Here is a 15,509-nt window from a genome sequence, read left to right on the forward strand (position 1 = left end):
ATGCAAGTCTTCAAGCGCGCTGTCTGGCTGTCCGCCGTGCTCTCGCTGTCCGCCTGTGGTGGCCCGGAGGAGGTGACGCCGCGGGAGGACGCCGACGCGCTGGTGGGGCGGACACAGACCCTGACGACCGGGACGTCCCAGGGCTGTACCTTCACCATCTCCTACACCACGCTCTCGCTCGCGCCTCCGTACTACCGGGTGGACCTGAAGCGGGCCGCCTCGGAGACGTGTCCGTGGCCCGAGGCCACGACGACGCTGCTCCACGGATACAGCGTTCCCACGCTGTCGCTCGCCGCGAACGACCTGGGCGTGGCCACGGGCGTCACGCGCCAGCAGAGCCCCAGCGTGAAGTATGGCAAGCGGTGCAATGTCCGCCACACCGCGCCGGACACGCTCGACGTCGTGCGGGACACGGAAATCATGGTGGCGTACGGGTCCAGCGGGGTCATCCAGTCCTGCAACCTGTCCATCGCGAGCGACGGCACCACGTTGACCGTCACCGGGAGCAAGACGGGTCCCCTGCCGGGCGAGACGGGCACCGGCAGCTCGCGTTACGTGGCCACCTTCCCGGACTTCTTCACCAGCACCACGCCGCCTACCTACTCGAGCTTCTGACTACGACGTCCCCAGCCCCCAGCGCTGCAACAGCCGGTAGAGCTGGGTGCGGTGCAGCCCGAGGGCGCGCGCGGCGGCGCTGATGTTGCCGCCGTGCTCGGCCAGCGTGGCCTCCACCGTGGCGCGGTCCGGTGTCACGGTGGCGGCGGAAGGAGAGGCCGGCGGAGTCAGCGCCGTGCCGGCCTCCGGGTCCAGGTGCTCGGCGCGCAAGGAGCGGCTGCCCGCAGCGGTGGCGTCGCGGGCGGCGCGGCGGGCCTCGCCCAGAAGCTCGCGCACGTTGCCGGGCCAGGGGCGCGACAGGCAGGCCTCCACGTACGTGGCATGCACGGACGGGGCGGTGGGCGAGTCCCTCAGGGCATGCGCCAGCAGCCAGGGCACGTCCTCCGGGCGCTCGCGCAGTGGCGGCAGGCGCACCTCCGCCTGGGCCAGCCGGTAGTAGAGGTCCGCGCGGAACTGGCCGGCGGCCACCGCGGCGCGCAGGTCCTTGTGCGTGGCGGAGCAGACGCGCACGTCCACCGGCGTGGCCCGCGAGGCCCCCAGCGCCAGCACCTCGCGCGTCTCCAGCACGCGCAGCAGCTTGGCCTGGACCTCGGGTGACAGCTCCGCGACTTCGTCCAGGAACAGCACGCCCCTGTCGGCGGCCTGCACGTAGCCCTCGGTGTCCGCGTCCGCGCCCGAGTAGGCGCCCCGCCGCGAGCCGAAGAGCAGCCGCTCCGCGACGCTGGCGGGCACCGCGGCGCAGTTGATGTCCACGAAGCGCCCGCGCGCGTTGGGGCCCGCGCGGTGGTAGGCCCGCGCCGCCAGCTCCTTGCCGGTGCCACTCTCGCCGGTGATGAGCAGCGTCTCTCCGGCCGTGGCGGCCGCGGCCACCCGCTCCAGCGCGGCGTTGAAGCCGGGCCCGCGCACGGAGTCCGGGGCCACCTGCACGTCCGCGCCGGCCAGCCGCCGCACGTCCTCGTGGAAGAGGGCCAGCGTGTTGCCCAGCCTCAGCACCCGGGGCTCGGAGAACGCGCGGCGGGCCAGCACCTGCACGCCGTCCACGGACGTGCCGTTGCGGCTGCCCAGGTCCTCGACGTGCCAGCGCGCTTCCTCGTGGCGCACCTCGGCATGCTGGCGGGACAGGCGCTCGTCCGGCAGCGGCTGCCCGCCCGCGTCCTCGCGGCCCAGCACGAGCCGGCCCCCGTCCAGCGGCACCGGGCGGAACATCGGCGCGCCGCCGGAGAAGATGAAGACGAGTCCAGGCCGGGGCGGCTCGGGCCGGGCCCGCTGCTGACGGCTGTCCTCCTGGGTCTCCGGTCCTGTCGTCATCTCACCCCACGCGTCCCCGCTCCTGGAGTGGAGCGGGGACCTGCGTCCGGGGAGAGAGACTACTTGAACTGCCAGACGCGGACGTATCGGACCTCGTACGAGTTGCCCTCACCCGTGGGGGTGGTGTGGTCGGGCGTGCCGCTCGCGCTGCCGAACCAGAGGTCCAGCAGGACGTACATGGGACGGTTGTAGTAGCCCTCGGTGTCCCAGTACTTCGAGCCGACCTGCTGGCCGTCGAAGTAGAAGGTGATGCCGGACGGCTCCCACTTCACGCCGTACGTGTGGAAGCCCGCGGACAGGTCCACGCCGTTGGCCCACTGGGAGAAGTCCCGCAGCTTCGCCTCGTAGGGCTTCACGTGGTACGAGTAGTCCGCGTTCGCCTTGTGCAGCGTGACGCCGTAGTTGATGGGGTGCAGGTTCGCGTCGCTCCACCACGAGTCGACGCCGCCACCGGCGTAGGCCTCCATGATGTCGATTTCGGGGCGGTCATTGCCGGGGTGGGCGTACAGCCAGAACGCGGGCCAGGTGCCCTTGCCGATGGGCAGCTTCGCCTGCGCCTCGAAGTAGCCGTACGTCTGGGAGAACTTCCCGTCCGTGTCGATGGTGCGGTTGAAGAAGTTCCCGCTGGCGTCGCGCTGCGGCCAGATCTTCAGCGAGCCGTTGCTGACCTTGTAGTTGATGGTCGGGTTGGAGGACTCGTACCAGATGTGGTCATTCCACTTGCTGGTCTGGAAGCCGTTGTCGAACTCGTCGGAGAACGTCAGCACGTACGCGTTCGCGTCCTGGCCCAGCGGCCCGCCGGAGGTGGGGGTGCTGCCGCCGGAGACGTTCAGCGTGCCGACGATGTAGCGGCCCTGGCCGTCCGCGGTGACGCCGCTGCCAACGGCCAGCGGGATGCGGTTGTCCGGGGCGGACATGGCGTAGAGGCCGATGCGGATGGTGTACGTGCCCGTCGCGAGGCTGGAGGGCAGGGTGCGGCTGACGTTGTACGCCACCGCGCCGCTCCACTGGGAGGTGCCCACGGGCGGCAGGTGGTCGGCGTTGAGGGTGGAGTGCTGCACGCCATTGGCGTCCACGAAGTGCACGAAGACGTAATAGTCCTGCGCCATGGGCACCGCGTTGAAGCGCATGCCCAGCGTCACCGTCTGCCCCGGCTGCGCGGACAGGCTCGGGTTGGCCAGCTGGAGCGCCGTGGTGGTGGTGGGCGTCGGCGCGCCCACGGTGAGCGTGCCCACCGTGTAGCGCAGCTCGCCATCCACGGTGACGCCCGTGCCGCGCGTCAGGGTGGCGCGGCCCCACGGCGAGTGGTTCTGGAAGAGGCCGACGCGGATGGAGTACGTGCCCCTCGGCATGGAGGAGGACAGCGTCACCGTGCGGTTGTAGGCGATGGCGCCACTCCACGAGGACGTGGGCGTCGGCGGCAGGTGGTCGGCGCCGGCCGGGGCGTGATTCACGCCGTTGGCGTCCACGAAGTGGATGAAGACGCTGTAGTTCTCCGGCATCGGCACGGCGTTGAACCGCATGGCCAGCGTCACGTTCTGCCCGGGCTGCGCGGACAGGCTCGGTGTGCCGAGCTGATTCACGGTGGTCTGCTGCGCGGCGGCCCGTGACGGCAGGAGGGCGAGGAACAGGAACGCGAGCAGCAGCGCGTAGCCCGCGCCGGGACGGGGTCTTCTCCAGGTGCTCATACGGTCTCCAGAGTGAGGGGGATGGGGGTGAGGCGAGCCGGCATTGGCAACCGACGTGCCAGTCCACCCGCAAGCCGGGCCAAGGTGAAAGCCCTGGAATTCAGCCGGTTTGCGAAAGCCACGAAGGCGTGGGTTGCATCGCGGGGCTGACACGTGATGACACATACGTGTCAGCCTTCGAGGAAACATGGACGGCCTGAACTCGACAGCGGCGGACGAATCGGGCTCGTTGTCCGGGCCGGCGTCGCGCCTCCTGGTGCGGGGCACGAGCGTGGGGCGCTATGTCGTGCTGGAGCCGGTGGGCTCGGGTGGCATGGGCGTGGTGTACGCGGCGTATGACCCGAAGCTCGACCGCAAGGTGGCGCTCAAGCTCGTGCGCGCGGACGGGGAGGGGACGGGGACGGCGGCCGCGTCGCGGCAGCGGCTGCTCCAGGAGGCGCAGGCGCTCGCCCGCGTGTCCCATCCGCACGTCGTCTCCATCCACGACGCCGGGGGCTACCTGGAGCAGGTGTTCCTGGCGATGGAGTTCGTCGACGGCGGCACGCTGCGCGACTGGCTGACGGCGGTGCCCCGCGCATGGCGCGACGTCCTCCAGGTCTTCCTCCAGGCGGGACGGGGGCTGGCGGCGGCGCACGCGGCGGGGCTGGTGCACCGCGACTTCAAGCCGGACAACGTGCTGATGGGCACGGATGGGCGCGTGCGGGTGACGGACTTCGGGCTCGCGCTCCGGGCCGCGGACCCGGAGGTGGAGCGCTCCGAGGCCACCGCGAGCTCCGGCGCCGCCGGCTCGCGACGGCGCGGGGTGGCGGGCACGCGGGGCTACCAGGCGCCGGAGGTGCTCGCGGGCGGGGCCGTCGACGCGCGCGCCGACCAGTTCGCCTTCTGTGTGTCGCTGCACGAGGCACTCTACGGCGTCCGCCCCTTCGACGAGGGCTTCGGCGAGCCGCCTCCACCACCCAGGGATGTGCGTGTCCCCGCACGCGTCCGGCGCGCGCTGCTGCGGGGCCTGTCGCTGGAGCCCGGGGCGCGCCACGCCTCCATGGACGCGCTGCTCCAGGATCTGGCGGGAGCGGTGGGCACCTCGCGCCTGCGCCGCCTGGGCGTGGCGGTGCTCGTGGTGACCGTGCTCGCCGGGGTGGGCGTCGGTCCGTACAAGCGCTGGCGCGAGGGGCGCGCGTGCGCGGAGGCCGCGAGCCTGACGGGCCTGTGGGATGGGACGCGCCGGGACGCGGCCGCCCGGGCCTTCGCCGCGCTCTCCACGCCCTTCGCGGCGGATGCGTGGACACGGGTGGAGCCCCTGCTGGGCGCATATGCCATTGCCTGGGCGGTGCAGACGCGCAACAACTGCGAGGCCACGCACGTGCGCGCCGAGCAGCCGGACGCGCAGTACCGGCAGCGGAGCCTGTGCCTGGAGCGGCGGCGGGACGAGCTGCGCGCCCTGGGCGACCTGTTCGCGCAGGCGGACGAGGAGGTCGTCCGCGGCGCGGTGCGAGCCGTGCAGTCGCTCGGCTCGGTCAACCCGTGTGGTCCGAGTGCGCCGGCCCCCGCGAGCGTGGGAGAGGATGCCGACTCCCCGGCGCTGCGGGCCCAGGTGGCACGCGCGAGGGTGCTGGGCGGCGCGGGCCGGTACGCGCAGGGGGCGGAGCTGGCGCGAGAGGCGGCGGAGCGGGCCGTGCCTGGCTCTCCGCTCCAGGCCGAGGCCCTGCTGTGGCTGGGCATCCTGCGGGGCCTCGCGGGAGACATGGGGGCCGCGGAGAAGGGCCTGCACGAGGCGGTGCTGGCGGCCGAGCGCTCACGGCAGCGCGAGCTGGTGGCCACGGCGTGGACCTGGCTCGTCAACATCGTCGGCGTGAAGCAGGGCCGCATCGAGGAGGGACAGCGCTACGCGCGCCATGCCGAGGCGGTGCTCGCCTCGCTCGGCGACCCGGCCCGGCTGACGCAGGAGCTGTCGATGTACGTGGGCCAGCTCTCCTGGCGCGCCGGGAAGGCCGAGGAGGCACTCCAGCACCTGGAGCGCGCCCTGGCCCTGCAGCAGCGGGAGTTCGGCCCCGGGCACGTGGACCAGGCGTTGACGCTCCACGCGATGGCCGGTGTCCAGCGCGGGCAGGCCCGCTTCGCCGAGGCGCGCGAGGTGTCCCAGCGGGCCCTTGCCCTCCGGGAGAAGCTGCTCGGTCCGGACCACCCGGACGTGGCCGCGTCCCTGGACATGCTGGGCACGATTGCCCGGGAGATGGAGGAGCCGGCCACGGCGCTCGCGCTGCACCAGCGGGCGCTGGCCCTGCGAGAGCGGGTGCTGGGGCCGGAGCACCCGGAGGTGGCCATGTCCGCCAACAACCTGGCCATTGCCCTGACGGAGCTGGGGCGCCTGGAGGAGGCCCGGCCGCTGCTGCTGCGGGCCGTGGCCATCCGCGAGCGGACGCTGGGGCCGGAGCACCCGGAGATGGGAATCGTCCTCAACGGCCTGGGCGTGCTCGCCTACCTCCAGCACGACTACGCGGGGGCGCTGGGCTTCCTGAAGCGCTCACTGGCCATCAAGGAGAAGTCGCTCGACAAGGACCATCCGAGCATCGCGCTCACCTCGTGCGGCATCGGCGTCATGCTCCACCGGCTGGGACGGCAGGAGGAGGCGTGGGCCTGGCACCAGCGCGCCCTGGAGTCGCGGCTGAAGGCCTTTGGCGAGCGGCACGATGACGTGGCCTATTCCCTGAGCGAGATGGGCGACGTGCTTCGGGCCCAGGGGCGGCTGGCCGAGGCGTGGAGGCACTACGAGCGCGCCCTGCGCATCTACCGGGAGCTGGGCCGGGACAAGGTCTCCACCGCGAGCGGGCCCCTCAAGGGCATGGCGGAGGTGCACCTGGCGCGAGGGCAGGGCGCCGAGGCGGCGGCGCTCTTCGCGCAGGCGCTGAAGTTGCTGGAGGCGAGTCCGGCGCAGGCGACGGACATCGCCGAGACCCGCTTCGCGCTGGCACGCGCCTGGGTGGCGGTGGGTCGGCGCGAGGCGGCGCTGGCCGAGGCACGCAGGGCGCTGGAGCAGCTCCAGGCCGCGGGCGAGCCCGGCCGGCACCTGCTGGGGACGGTGCGTCAGTGGCTGGCCCGGCACGCGCCTCGCGCGGTGGCGGGGCGCGTGCCCTGAGCGGAGCCCTACCAGAGGCAGACGCCGCCTCCCCAGCCTCTCGGCTGACCATCGCAGACGGTCATCCATGCGTAGAGGAAGGGGCCGCAGACCGTGAACTGCCAGCCGCCGCCCACCGCCCGGGAGCAGCCCCCGATGCCGGTGCACGTGCCGTAGTAGGTGGTGCACGACTGGGCCGAGACCTCTCCCTCCATCTCGCCGGTGCCGACCGCGACGCGCCCGTCCGCGCTGACGGGGGCGCCATTGCGGCATGACAGCAGGTCGAGCTCCCCGAGGCTCGCGGCCGCGTCGCAGGCCGTGTTGTCCGTGACCGGGGCGTCGTCCTCCGTCTCCGGGAGCGCTTCGTCCGGAGGCTCGAGGCCGTCAGCCTCCGACCCACCGCAAGCGGCCAGGGTGGACAGGCTCACGGCGAGCAGCAGGCCGCGAACGATTGAGGATGGTGAATGGTGGAACATGTTTCCCTCCCTTTGTGGGTTGTCCGCGCGCGTCGCGCGGGCACCCCCGGCCGGAAGGACGAGGGGTGCCAGTCAGGCAGGGAGGGTGGCAGGCGTTTGTGAAGTCTCCGGCGGAGGGTTGGGGAAGCCCGTCTCCGAGGCCCGTGCGTCACAAGGCGTAGGACAACATCACCAGGAAGATCAGGAGCAGGATGGCGCTGTTGATGGCGTCCACGAAGTCGACGCCAATCTCGATGGCGTCGATGTCCCGGAACACCTGCTCCGGCCCGAAGTGGTTCCCGAGATGGTCATGGAGGCGCCCCGCTTCCCCGGCGCAGTCCTCCCTGCGGTAGCTGACGAAGATGCGTCCCATGTCCATCTTCTTCCCAGTCACGCCGGAAGCTCCTTCTTCCGGGGGGCCCCCTCTGCCTCGCGTTCGTGCCTGCTATCCAGCCGGAGGAGGACTTCCCTCATGTTCAGCACCCAGCCGGAGACCTCGCTCTGGAGGACCAGCTCCGTGCTGTCGACGAGCGCATCGAACTGCCGGTAGTCGCTCTGCTGCTCGAGCGACAGCGCGCTCCACCACGCCTTCAGGTCCTCCAGGTCGGTGGCCGCCTGTTGGTACTGGGTAATCTTCGCTTCGGACTGCTGGTAGCCGAGGTGGGTGGTGATGGCCGTGACGATGGCGGTCGCCAGGGCGACCCACAGCTCGAGGCGCGTGGCGGCCAGCACCGTCGCGATGCCTCCCAGGATGATGACGGTCCACTGCGACACCACGAGCTGCCGGTCGAGCTTGTCGATTCTGCAGCGGTAGTACTCGAGCTGGTCATCCAGCCGGAAGCGGAGGTAGCGCACCGGGCTCAACGGGCTGATGCCATCGTCTCCCTTGGCCGCTCCTTTGGGCGGAGGCAGCGGGCCCCGGTAGGGACGAAGCGCCGTGACGTGCGGCTCATCTCCCAGGGGCTGGTGGCTGAGCGCCTTCAGCTTGCTGGCGAGTCCCTGCTCGTAGACGCCTCGGGGCCGCTCGACCAGCGGGCTGACCTGACACCGGTACCGGTAGATTTCGCGCTTGATGGCCTCGGCGGTGGCGCGCAGGTAGACCCACTTGGTCCCCGCCTTGAACCGGCTCGTCGCGGCGATGAGCACCGTCATGCTGGCGACCATGACGACCACGAGGTACCGGAGCAGGTCCACGCTCGGGGGCGGCGGTCTCGCCAGGCCATTCAGGAACGTCTGAAGCAAGACGGCCGCCGTGCTCGCGACGCCCAGGACGAGAATCCAGAACTGGAGGCGCCGGAAGATGGTCTGCTCGCGCACGGCGTTGCTGTCGTAGGTGGCGAAGCGCTGCCAGGCCAGCTGAAGGACCGTCTCCTCCCCGAGGCGCCGCGAGACCAGCCGCTCGAAGCCCTCCACGGCCCCATCCAGGGGGAACACCGACACGTCCCCGTCCCCCACGATTTCCGCCAGCACCGCGTCAGACGCGGGCAGCGACCGGGTTTGGACGGCGGTTGCAATCTCGTCCGCGAGCCGGCCGCTTCCCTGGATGACGACAATGGGCCAGTGCCGCCGCACGGCCCGGAGCGCCTCCTCCTTCGTCAGGTGCCCGCCATTCACCAGGACGACGAGCACGGGAATGTCGCCGCCGAGCGTCGTGGCGAGCCGGCAGAGCATGTTCGTCTCGCTTCCCCACGCCTCGTCCTGGACCAGCACGAAGTGCGAGTGATTGGGGTCCAGCCCGGTGCGTGAGCCCTCCGGGCCGTCGGCGGCATTCCCCGGATAGGTGACGCGCCCCTCGGGGGCGATTCCCACCAGGGGCGAGTGGTGCCCCCGCTCCGCGACGCCCTGGCCGATGAGGGCCATGATGCCCGTCTGGGTTCCTCCATCGAGGATGAGGGCATCGCACTCGGCCGCAGCGGGGGCGAGCCCTCGGCTGAAGAGCTGTTGCAGGCGGCTGCCCAGGGCCGGGTCCATCTCGTCCGCTCCACCGATGACGAGGAGCAGCGACTTCGTGGATGGAAGCTCGAGCGCCTGGAGGACCTCGGCGGTGTCCGTGTCGGGCGGGACGGTGATCCGCCGGGCGGAATTCCCATTCGGGAAATGAATCTCCTCGACGCTGGCCCGGGTCCGGGCGCCAGACTCCAATCCATCGGGCCCAGCCGGCGCATGAGGGGCCGAGCGCTGCGTGGCGCGAACTCTCGCCATGAATCATCCCCCTTTCGTGAAGGTGGCCCGCTTCCCCTGTGCCGTCCAGGGCAGGCACGCGGGACGCCTCTTGTGTTCTCAGATGGACCGCCTGCAAGCAGGTGCTGACGCAGGTCGGTGCGTGAGCCCGTGCCCCGGATGTACGGGTGTCCACGTCCGTCACATGTGTCGCTTGGAGCAGCGCCGTCATGCTGTTACGCAAGAGGCTCCCGGGAAGAGGCGTGTTCCACGGCGGTGCACGGTGTACAGGACCTCGGAGCGGGCATGAGGCCCCGTCTTGCGCCACGACGTGTCCAGCGAGCCGTTGAAACACGAAACGGTTCACGCCATCGCGAAGGCCACCGGTCAGGTGGTGTGGCTGCTCACCTCCGAGGGCTTCCTGATGGCGGACAGCCCCAGTTGGTGCGCATTCACCGGCCAGTCGCCGGAGGAGGCAAGGGGACCAGGGTGGCTGGACGCCCTCCACGCCGAGGACCGTGAGGCCTCCACGCGGGCGCTGCGGGCGGCGCACGCCCAGGGGCGTCCCTACGAGTTCGAGTGTCGCCTCCACCGCTCCAACCAGCGCTACACGCGAGCCCGCATCCACGGCGTCCCCATCCAGGAGGCCGAGGGTCCGCCGACGGGCTGGGTCGCCACCCTCAACGAGGTCTGGGTGGATGTCTCCGTGCGCCACAACGAGGAGCGCCTGCGGCTGGCGACGCAGTCGGCGCGCGTGGCGGTGTGGGAGTACGACTTCGTCGCGGGGCAGATGACGCGGACGGAGAACCACGACGGGCTCTACGGGCTGGAGGCGCAGCAGGTCTGGCAGTACGACCTCTTCACCTCGGCGACGCACCCCGAGGACCGCGAGGCATCGGACCGCATCGTGCAGACGGCCTGTGGCCCGGGCGGCGCGGACGAGTACGCCGTCGACTTCCGGGTGGTCTGGCCGGATGGCTCCATCCACTGGCTGGCCTGCTCGGGCCGCATCCTCGCGAGGGACGCGGAAGGCCGGGCGACGCTCGTCCGGGGCGTTCTCATCGACGTGACGCGCCTCAAGGACGTCGAGGCGGAGCTGCGCGAGGCCGTGCGGGTGCGAGATGAGTTCCTCCAGATAGCGAGCCACGAGCTCAACACGCCGCTGACGCCGCTCTCGCTCAAGCTGGAGAGTCTGCACCGCCTCGCGGAGCGCGGGCCGGCGCCACCCGAGGTGCTGAAGGGCCATGTGGACGTGGCCCGGCGGCAGGTGAAGCGGCTGGCCGGTCTCATCAAGGACCTGCTGGACGTGACGCGGCTCTCACGCGGGAAGCTGCAGTTGACGCTCTCGGAGGGCTCCCTGTCGGAGCGGGTCCGCGCGGTGACGGAGCGCTTCGCGGCGGAAGCGCAGCGCAATGGCTGTCGTCTGGAGCTGACGAGCACCGGGGACGTTACCGGGCGCTGGGACCTGGGCCGGCTGGAGCAGGTGGTGGAGAACCTCCTGAGCAACGCGCTCAAGTACGGCCAGGGCCGGCCGGTGCACCTCCACGTCGGCGCCGACGGAGGCTCCGCGCTCCTGCGGGTCCGCGACGAGGGGATGGGCATCGAGCCGGAGGCGCTGCCGCGCATCTTCGACAAGTTCGAGCGCGCCCCTTCCGCCCGGTACCACGGGGGCCTGGGGCTGGGCCTCTACATCGCGAAGCAGATTGTGGACGGGCATGGCGGCACCCTGAGCGTCGTCAGCACGCCCGGTCAGGGGGCCACCTTCGAGGTCCGGCTCCCCTGGCGCGCACGGGAGGAAGCGCCCCGGCGTTGACAGCCCGGCGCTCCTCGCGGAGGAGTAGGGCCATGATTTCGCTCCCCGAAGGCGCGTCGATGAAGGACTACCAGCGCTACATCCACGACCTGGAGGCGCTGCATGGCTGGCTGAAGCTGGACCTCGTCCACAACTGCTTCCTCATGGGCGAGGAAGTGGGCGAGGTGTTCAAGGCGGTGCGCCGCTACAACAAGCTCTTCGACGAGGGCACGAGCACGCCCACGGAAGAGGCCCGCGCCCACGTGGGCGAGGAGCTGGTGGACGTCTTCAACTACCTGCTGGCCATCGCCAACCGCGTGGGCGTGGACCTGGAGCAGGCCTTCCGCGAGAAGAACGCCCGCAACCAGCAGCGCACCTGGACCTGACGCGCCAGGGGACTGTGGACCTCCCGACATCCGCGGTCCCACGCGCGGAGTCGGCTGGAGGACGCCCCTCACGCCATCCCATGGAGTCTCCCCCGGGCGAGGGGAGGCTCGGGCTATACCCGTGCCGATAACAGGCCCGCACCCGGTGCCACGGGCGGCACGTGGGCACGGCCGCAGGGAGGCATATGGGCGGAATCGCTCGGAAGCTGGGGTGGGGGCTGCTCGCCATCGCCGGCGCGTTCAGCCTGGGCACGGTGGCGCTGCATCGAGGAGAGAGCATCAACGCCATCTGGCTGGTGGTGGCGTCCGTCTCCGTCTTCCTCATCGGCTACCGCTTCTATGGCCGCTTCGTGGCGGAGAAGGCCCTGGGGGTGGACCCCACGCGCGCGCCGCCGGCCCACCGCCGCAATGACGGCCTGGACTACGTCCCCACGGACCGGTGGGTGCTCTTCGGCCACCACTTCGCCGCCATCGCCGGGGCGGGCCCGCTGGTGGGCCCCGTGCTGGCGGCGCAGATGGGCTACCTGCCCGGCACGCTGTGGATTCTCGTCGGCGGCGTGCTGGCCGGCGCGGTGCAGGACTTCGTCATCCTCTTCCTGTCCGTGCGCCGCGACGGCAAGTCCCTGGGCGACATGGTGCGCATGGAATTGGGGCCCGCGGCCGGCGTGACGGCCATGGTGGGCGTGTTGATGATCATGATGATCATCCTCGCGGTGCTCGCGCTGGTGGTGGTGAAGGCGCTGGCGCACAGCCCCTGGGGCACCTTCACCGTGGCGATGACGATGCCCATCGCCGTGCTGATGGGCGTGTACCTGCGCTACATCCGCCCCGGCCGCGTGCTGGAGGTCTCCATCGCCGGCTTCGTGCTGCTGATGCTGTCCATCTGGCTGGGCGGCCACGTGGCCGAGCACCCCTTCTGGGGCCCGGCGTTCACCTTCGAGGCGAAGTCGCTGGCGTGGATGCTCATCGCCTACGGCTTCTGCGCGTCCGTGCTGCCGGTGTGGCTGCTGCTCGCCCCGCGCGACTACCTGTCCACCTTCCTCAAGATTGGCACCGTGCTGCTCCTGGCGGTGGGCATCATCCTGGCGGCGCCGGAGCTGCGGATGCCCGCCATCACCCGCTTCGTGGACGGCAGCGGCCCGGTGTTCTCCGGCAACCTGTTCCCCTTCCTGTTCATCACCATCGCCTGCGGCGCGGTGTCCGGCTGGCACTCGCTCATCTCGTCGGGCACCTCGCCGAAGATGCTGGCCACCGAGGGCGACGCGCGCGTGGTGGGCTACGGGGGCATGTTGATGGAGTCCTTCGTCGCCATCATGGCGCTCATCGCGGCGACGGTGCTGGACCCGGGCGTGTACTTCTCCATGAACTCGCCGCCGTCGGTGATTGGCACCACCGTAGAGGAGGCCTCGCGGGTCATCAGCCAGTGGGGCTTCGTCATCACCCCGGAGGTGCTCAGCCAGACGGCGCGGGACATCGGCGAGTCCTCCATCCTGTCGCGCGCGGGCGGCGCCCCGACGCTGGCGGTGGGCATGGCGCAGATTCTCCATGGCCTCGTCTCCGGCGAGGGGATGATGGCCTTCTGGTACCACTACGCCATCCTCTTCGAGGCCCTGTTCATCCTCACCACCGTGGACGCGGGCACGCGCGTGGGCCGCTTCATGATTCAGGAGCTGGCGGGCCTGGTGTACGCCCCCCTGAAGCGCACGGAGTCCTGGGCGGCCAACGTGGTGGCCACCGTCATCTGCGTGGCGGCCTGGGGCTACTTCCTCTACCAGGGCGTGGTGGACCCGCTGGGCGGCATCAACACGCTGTGGCCGCTGTTCGGCATCGCCAACCAGATGCTGGCGGCCATCGCGCTCACCCTGGCGGCCGTGGTGCTGGTGAAGATGAAGCGCGAGCGCTACGCGTGGGTCCCCGCGATTCCCGCCGGGTGGCTGGTCATCTGCACGCTGACGGCCGGCTGGCAGAAGGTCTTCGGCGGCGACGTGCGCGTCTCCTTCGTCGCCCATGCGCGCGCCTTCTCCGCGGCGGTGGCGGAGGGCCGGGTGGTGGCTCCCGCGAAGAACGTGGAGGAGATGGAGCGCATCATCTCCAACGACTACCTGGATGCGGCCCTCACGGCCATGTTCATGCTGCTGGTGGTGGCCACCGTCATCTTCGGCATCCGCGCCGTGCTGGCCGCCCGCCGCTCGACGGTGCCCACCGCGCAGGAGACGCCCCACGTGCCCCTGCCGGCGGAGGCCCGCTGACATGGACGCCCGGTGGCAGTGGCTGGCGCGGGGCTGGCGCCAGGCGGTGCGGACCGCCCGGCTGATGATTGGCGTGCCCGACTACGACACCTACGTCGAGCACATGCGCAGGCACCACCCGGAGCGGGAGGTGATGAGCTACGCCCGCTTCTTCGACGAGCGGCTCCAGGCCCGCTACCGGGGAGGCGGCGGGCGCTGTTGCTGACGGGAAGGCGCCTCACCGGCCCGGGACGGGCGTGGGCCCGTCCGAGATGTGGCGCATGCGCGACGTGGCCAGGGCCACCGTGACGGCGGCCAGGAGGCAGCCGCCCATCACGGCGAACAGCTGCGCCAGCGTCACGCCGCGCATCACCCAGCCCGTCACCGCGGCGGAGATGGGCGTCAGCCCCATGAAGATGAACATGAAGATGCTCATCGCGCGGCCCAGCATCGTCGGTGGCACGCGGCGCTGAATCCACGTGAAGACGGCCACCTGCATGAAGCCGCCCAGCAGGCCGATGGCGAACACCAGCGAGGCCCCCTGCCACAGCGCGGTGATGAGCCCCAGGGGGATGAACAGCACCGCGATGACGCCGTCCACCAGCAGCAGCGTGGTGCCGAGGTTGCGCGCCCGCGTCCCCGGCCGCGCGCCGGCCGCGACCATCCCCGCCAGCGTCCCCAGCCCATGCGCGCCCATCAGCACGCCGAACGCCGCCGCACCGGGGCCGAGCCGCTGGCTGGCGAGCACCGGCACCGCGACCTGGATGGGCCCCGACACGAGCAGGGAGACCGCGGACCAGTAGAGGAAGCACGTGCGCAGGTCCTGGTCCTTCCAGCACCAGCGCAGCCCCTCCGCCACCGAGCGCAATACCGCCTGTCCCCGGGGAGCCTCGGCGGGGCCCACCGGAGCGGTGGTCCTCACCTTCGACAGCGTCCACGCGGACAGGGCGAAGCTCGCGGCATCGAAGAGGAAGGCGGCGCCCAGTCCCCGCGCGTCGGACAGTCGCTCCGCGTGGGAGTCTCCGAAGGTGGCGATGAGCACGCCCGCCAGCAGCGGCCCGGCGAACATCGTGAGCTGGCGCAGGCCCATCAGCATGCCGTTGGCCGCGGGGAGGTGCCCCGCGGGCACCACGTGCGGCAGCAGCGAGGTGCCCGCCGGGATGCTGAACGCCATGGCCAGCCCCAGGCCGAACGCGAGCAGGTAGAGCGCCCACAGCGAGAGCTGGCCGGTGAGGACGAGGGCGGCCAGCACCACGAGCAGCACCGTGCTGACGTGCTTCGTCCACATCATCACCTGCTTGGGCGAGTGGCGGTCCACCACCGCGCCCCCCACCAGCATGAACACCGCCCGGGGCACGCTCATCACGCCCAGCACCAATCCCAGCGCGAGCGTGTCACCGGTCAGCTGGAGGACCAGCCAGGGCAGGGCGATATAGGTGAACTGGTCGCCCAGCATCGAGATGAGACCGCCGCCCATCATCCAGGCGAAGTCGGGGTTCTTGAACAAGGCGGCACCCGAGGTGCCGTTGCGTGTCTGCGTCATGGTGCGTCTGCTCCTGTGATGCGAAGCAGGCTGCGCCCTGACGTAACGTCAGGGTCAAGCGCGGCCTCGAGACGCGCGCTCCAGGTACCGCCGCACCGGTGGCTCCACCGCGGACGCGGCGCCCACCACCGGCTCCTCGCGGTAGGCGGCCAGCAGCTTGTCGAGCAGGGCGGGCTCATGGTTCGACATGCGGGCCATCAATCCCCTGTCTCTTATATTCAT

12 protein-coding genes are annotated in these 15,509 nt (G+C 71.1%); 6 read left to right on the forward strand and 6 right to left on the reverse strand.

Features of this window, described 5'->3' with window-relative positions:
- Window positions 1-615: a hypothetical protein gene (locus HG543_RS18975; RefSeq protein WP_169346211.1), complete on the forward strand. Its 615-nt coding sequence runs from the start codon at window positions 1-3 to the stop codon at window positions 613-615.
- On the opposite strand, the gene HG543_RS18980 is transcribed toward HG543_RS18975, so the two are convergent.
- Complete coding sequence (locus tag HG543_RS18980; RefSeq protein ID WP_169346212.1) at window positions 616-1,923, reverse strand: FHA and sigma-54 interaction domain-containing protein; 1,308 nt, start codon at window positions 1,921-1,923, stop codon at window positions 616-618.
- 59 nt (window positions 1,924-1,982) lie between these two features.
- Window positions 1,983-3,611 carry a glycoside hydrolase family 16 protein gene (locus HG543_RS54525; protein WP_211194026.1) on the reverse strand — a complete coding sequence of 543 codons (1,629 nt, stop codon included), beginning with the start codon at window positions 3,609-3,611 and terminating at the stop codon, window positions 1,983-1,985.
- Window positions 3,612-3,798: 187 nt separating this feature from the next.
- Between HG543_RS54525 and HG543_RS18990 the strand changes: the two genes are divergently transcribed.
- Window positions 3,799-6,744 (forward strand): serine/threonine-protein kinase, encoded by a 2,946-nt coding sequence (locus HG543_RS18990; RefSeq protein WP_169346213.1) that lies wholly within the window; start codon window positions 3,799-3,801, stop codon window positions 6,742-6,744.
- A gap of 8 nt (window positions 6,745-6,752) precedes the next feature.
- Here HG543_RS18990 and HG543_RS18995 read toward each other — a convergent pair whose 3' ends face one another.
- The 3 genes from HG543_RS18995 to HG543_RS19005 form a co-directional block, all read right to left on the reverse strand.
- A complete protein-coding gene (locus HG543_RS18995; RefSeq protein ID WP_169346214.1) occupies window positions 6,753-7,199 on the reverse strand; it encodes a hypothetical protein in 447 nt (148 codons plus the stop codon).
- Between the two features lie 148 nt (window positions 7,200-7,347).
- Entirely contained in the window at window positions 7,348-7,572 is a 225-nt protein-coding gene (locus HG543_RS19000) for a toll/interleukin-1 receptor domain-containing protein (RefSeq protein ID WP_169346215.1), read from the reverse strand.
- Entirely contained in the window at window positions 7,569-9,380 is a 1,812-nt protein-coding gene (locus tag HG543_RS19005; protein ID WP_169346216.1) for a DUF4231 domain-containing protein, read from the reverse strand. Before HG543_RS19005 ends, HG543_RS19000 begins: the two co-directional genes overlap by 4 nt.
- A gap of 277 nt (window positions 9,381-9,657) precedes the next feature.
- On the opposite strand from HG543_RS19005, the gene HG543_RS19010 reads away from it, so the two are divergent.
- The 4 genes from HG543_RS19010 to HG543_RS19025 all read left to right on the forward strand — a co-directional run bounded on the left by HG543_RS19010 (window position 9,658) and on the right by HG543_RS19025 (window position 13,970).
- Complete coding sequence (locus HG543_RS19010) at window positions 9,658-11,151, forward strand: sensor histidine kinase (RefSeq protein WP_169346217.1); 1,494 nt, start codon at window positions 9,658-9,660, stop codon at window positions 11,149-11,151.
- A gap of 32 nt (window positions 11,152-11,183) precedes the next feature.
- The gene (locus HG543_RS19015) at window positions 11,184-11,516 is read left to right on the forward strand and encodes a MazG nucleotide pyrophosphohydrolase domain-containing protein (RefSeq protein WP_169346218.1); all 333 of its coding nucleotides are present in this window, start codon (window positions 11,184-11,186) and stop codon (window positions 11,514-11,516) included.
- Between the two features lie 185 nt (window positions 11,517-11,701).
- Complete coding sequence (locus HG543_RS19020; protein ID WP_169346219.1) at window positions 11,702-13,765, forward strand: carbon starvation CstA family protein; 2,064 nt, start codon at window positions 11,702-11,704, stop codon at window positions 13,763-13,765.
- Between the two features lies 1 nt (window position 13,766).
- On the forward strand, window positions 13,767-13,970 hold the full coding sequence (locus HG543_RS19025; protein WP_169346220.1) for a YbdD/YjiX family protein: 204 nt from the start codon (window positions 13,767-13,769) through the stop codon (window positions 13,968-13,970).
- Window positions 13,971-13,982: 12 nt separating this feature from the next.
- On the opposite strand, the gene HG543_RS19030 is transcribed toward HG543_RS19025, so the two are convergent.
- On the reverse strand, window positions 13,983-15,287 hold the full coding sequence (locus HG543_RS19030) for an MFS transporter (protein WP_169346221.1): 1,305 nt from the start codon (window positions 15,285-15,287) through the stop codon (window positions 13,983-13,985).
- Between the last annotated feature and the right edge of the window lie 222 nt (window positions 15,288-15,509).

The sequence above is a fragment of the Pyxidicoccus fallax genome, from assembly GCF_012933655.1.
GTDB classification, from domain to species: domain Bacteria; phylum Myxococcota; class Myxococcia; order Myxococcales; family Myxococcaceae; genus Myxococcus; species Myxococcus fallax.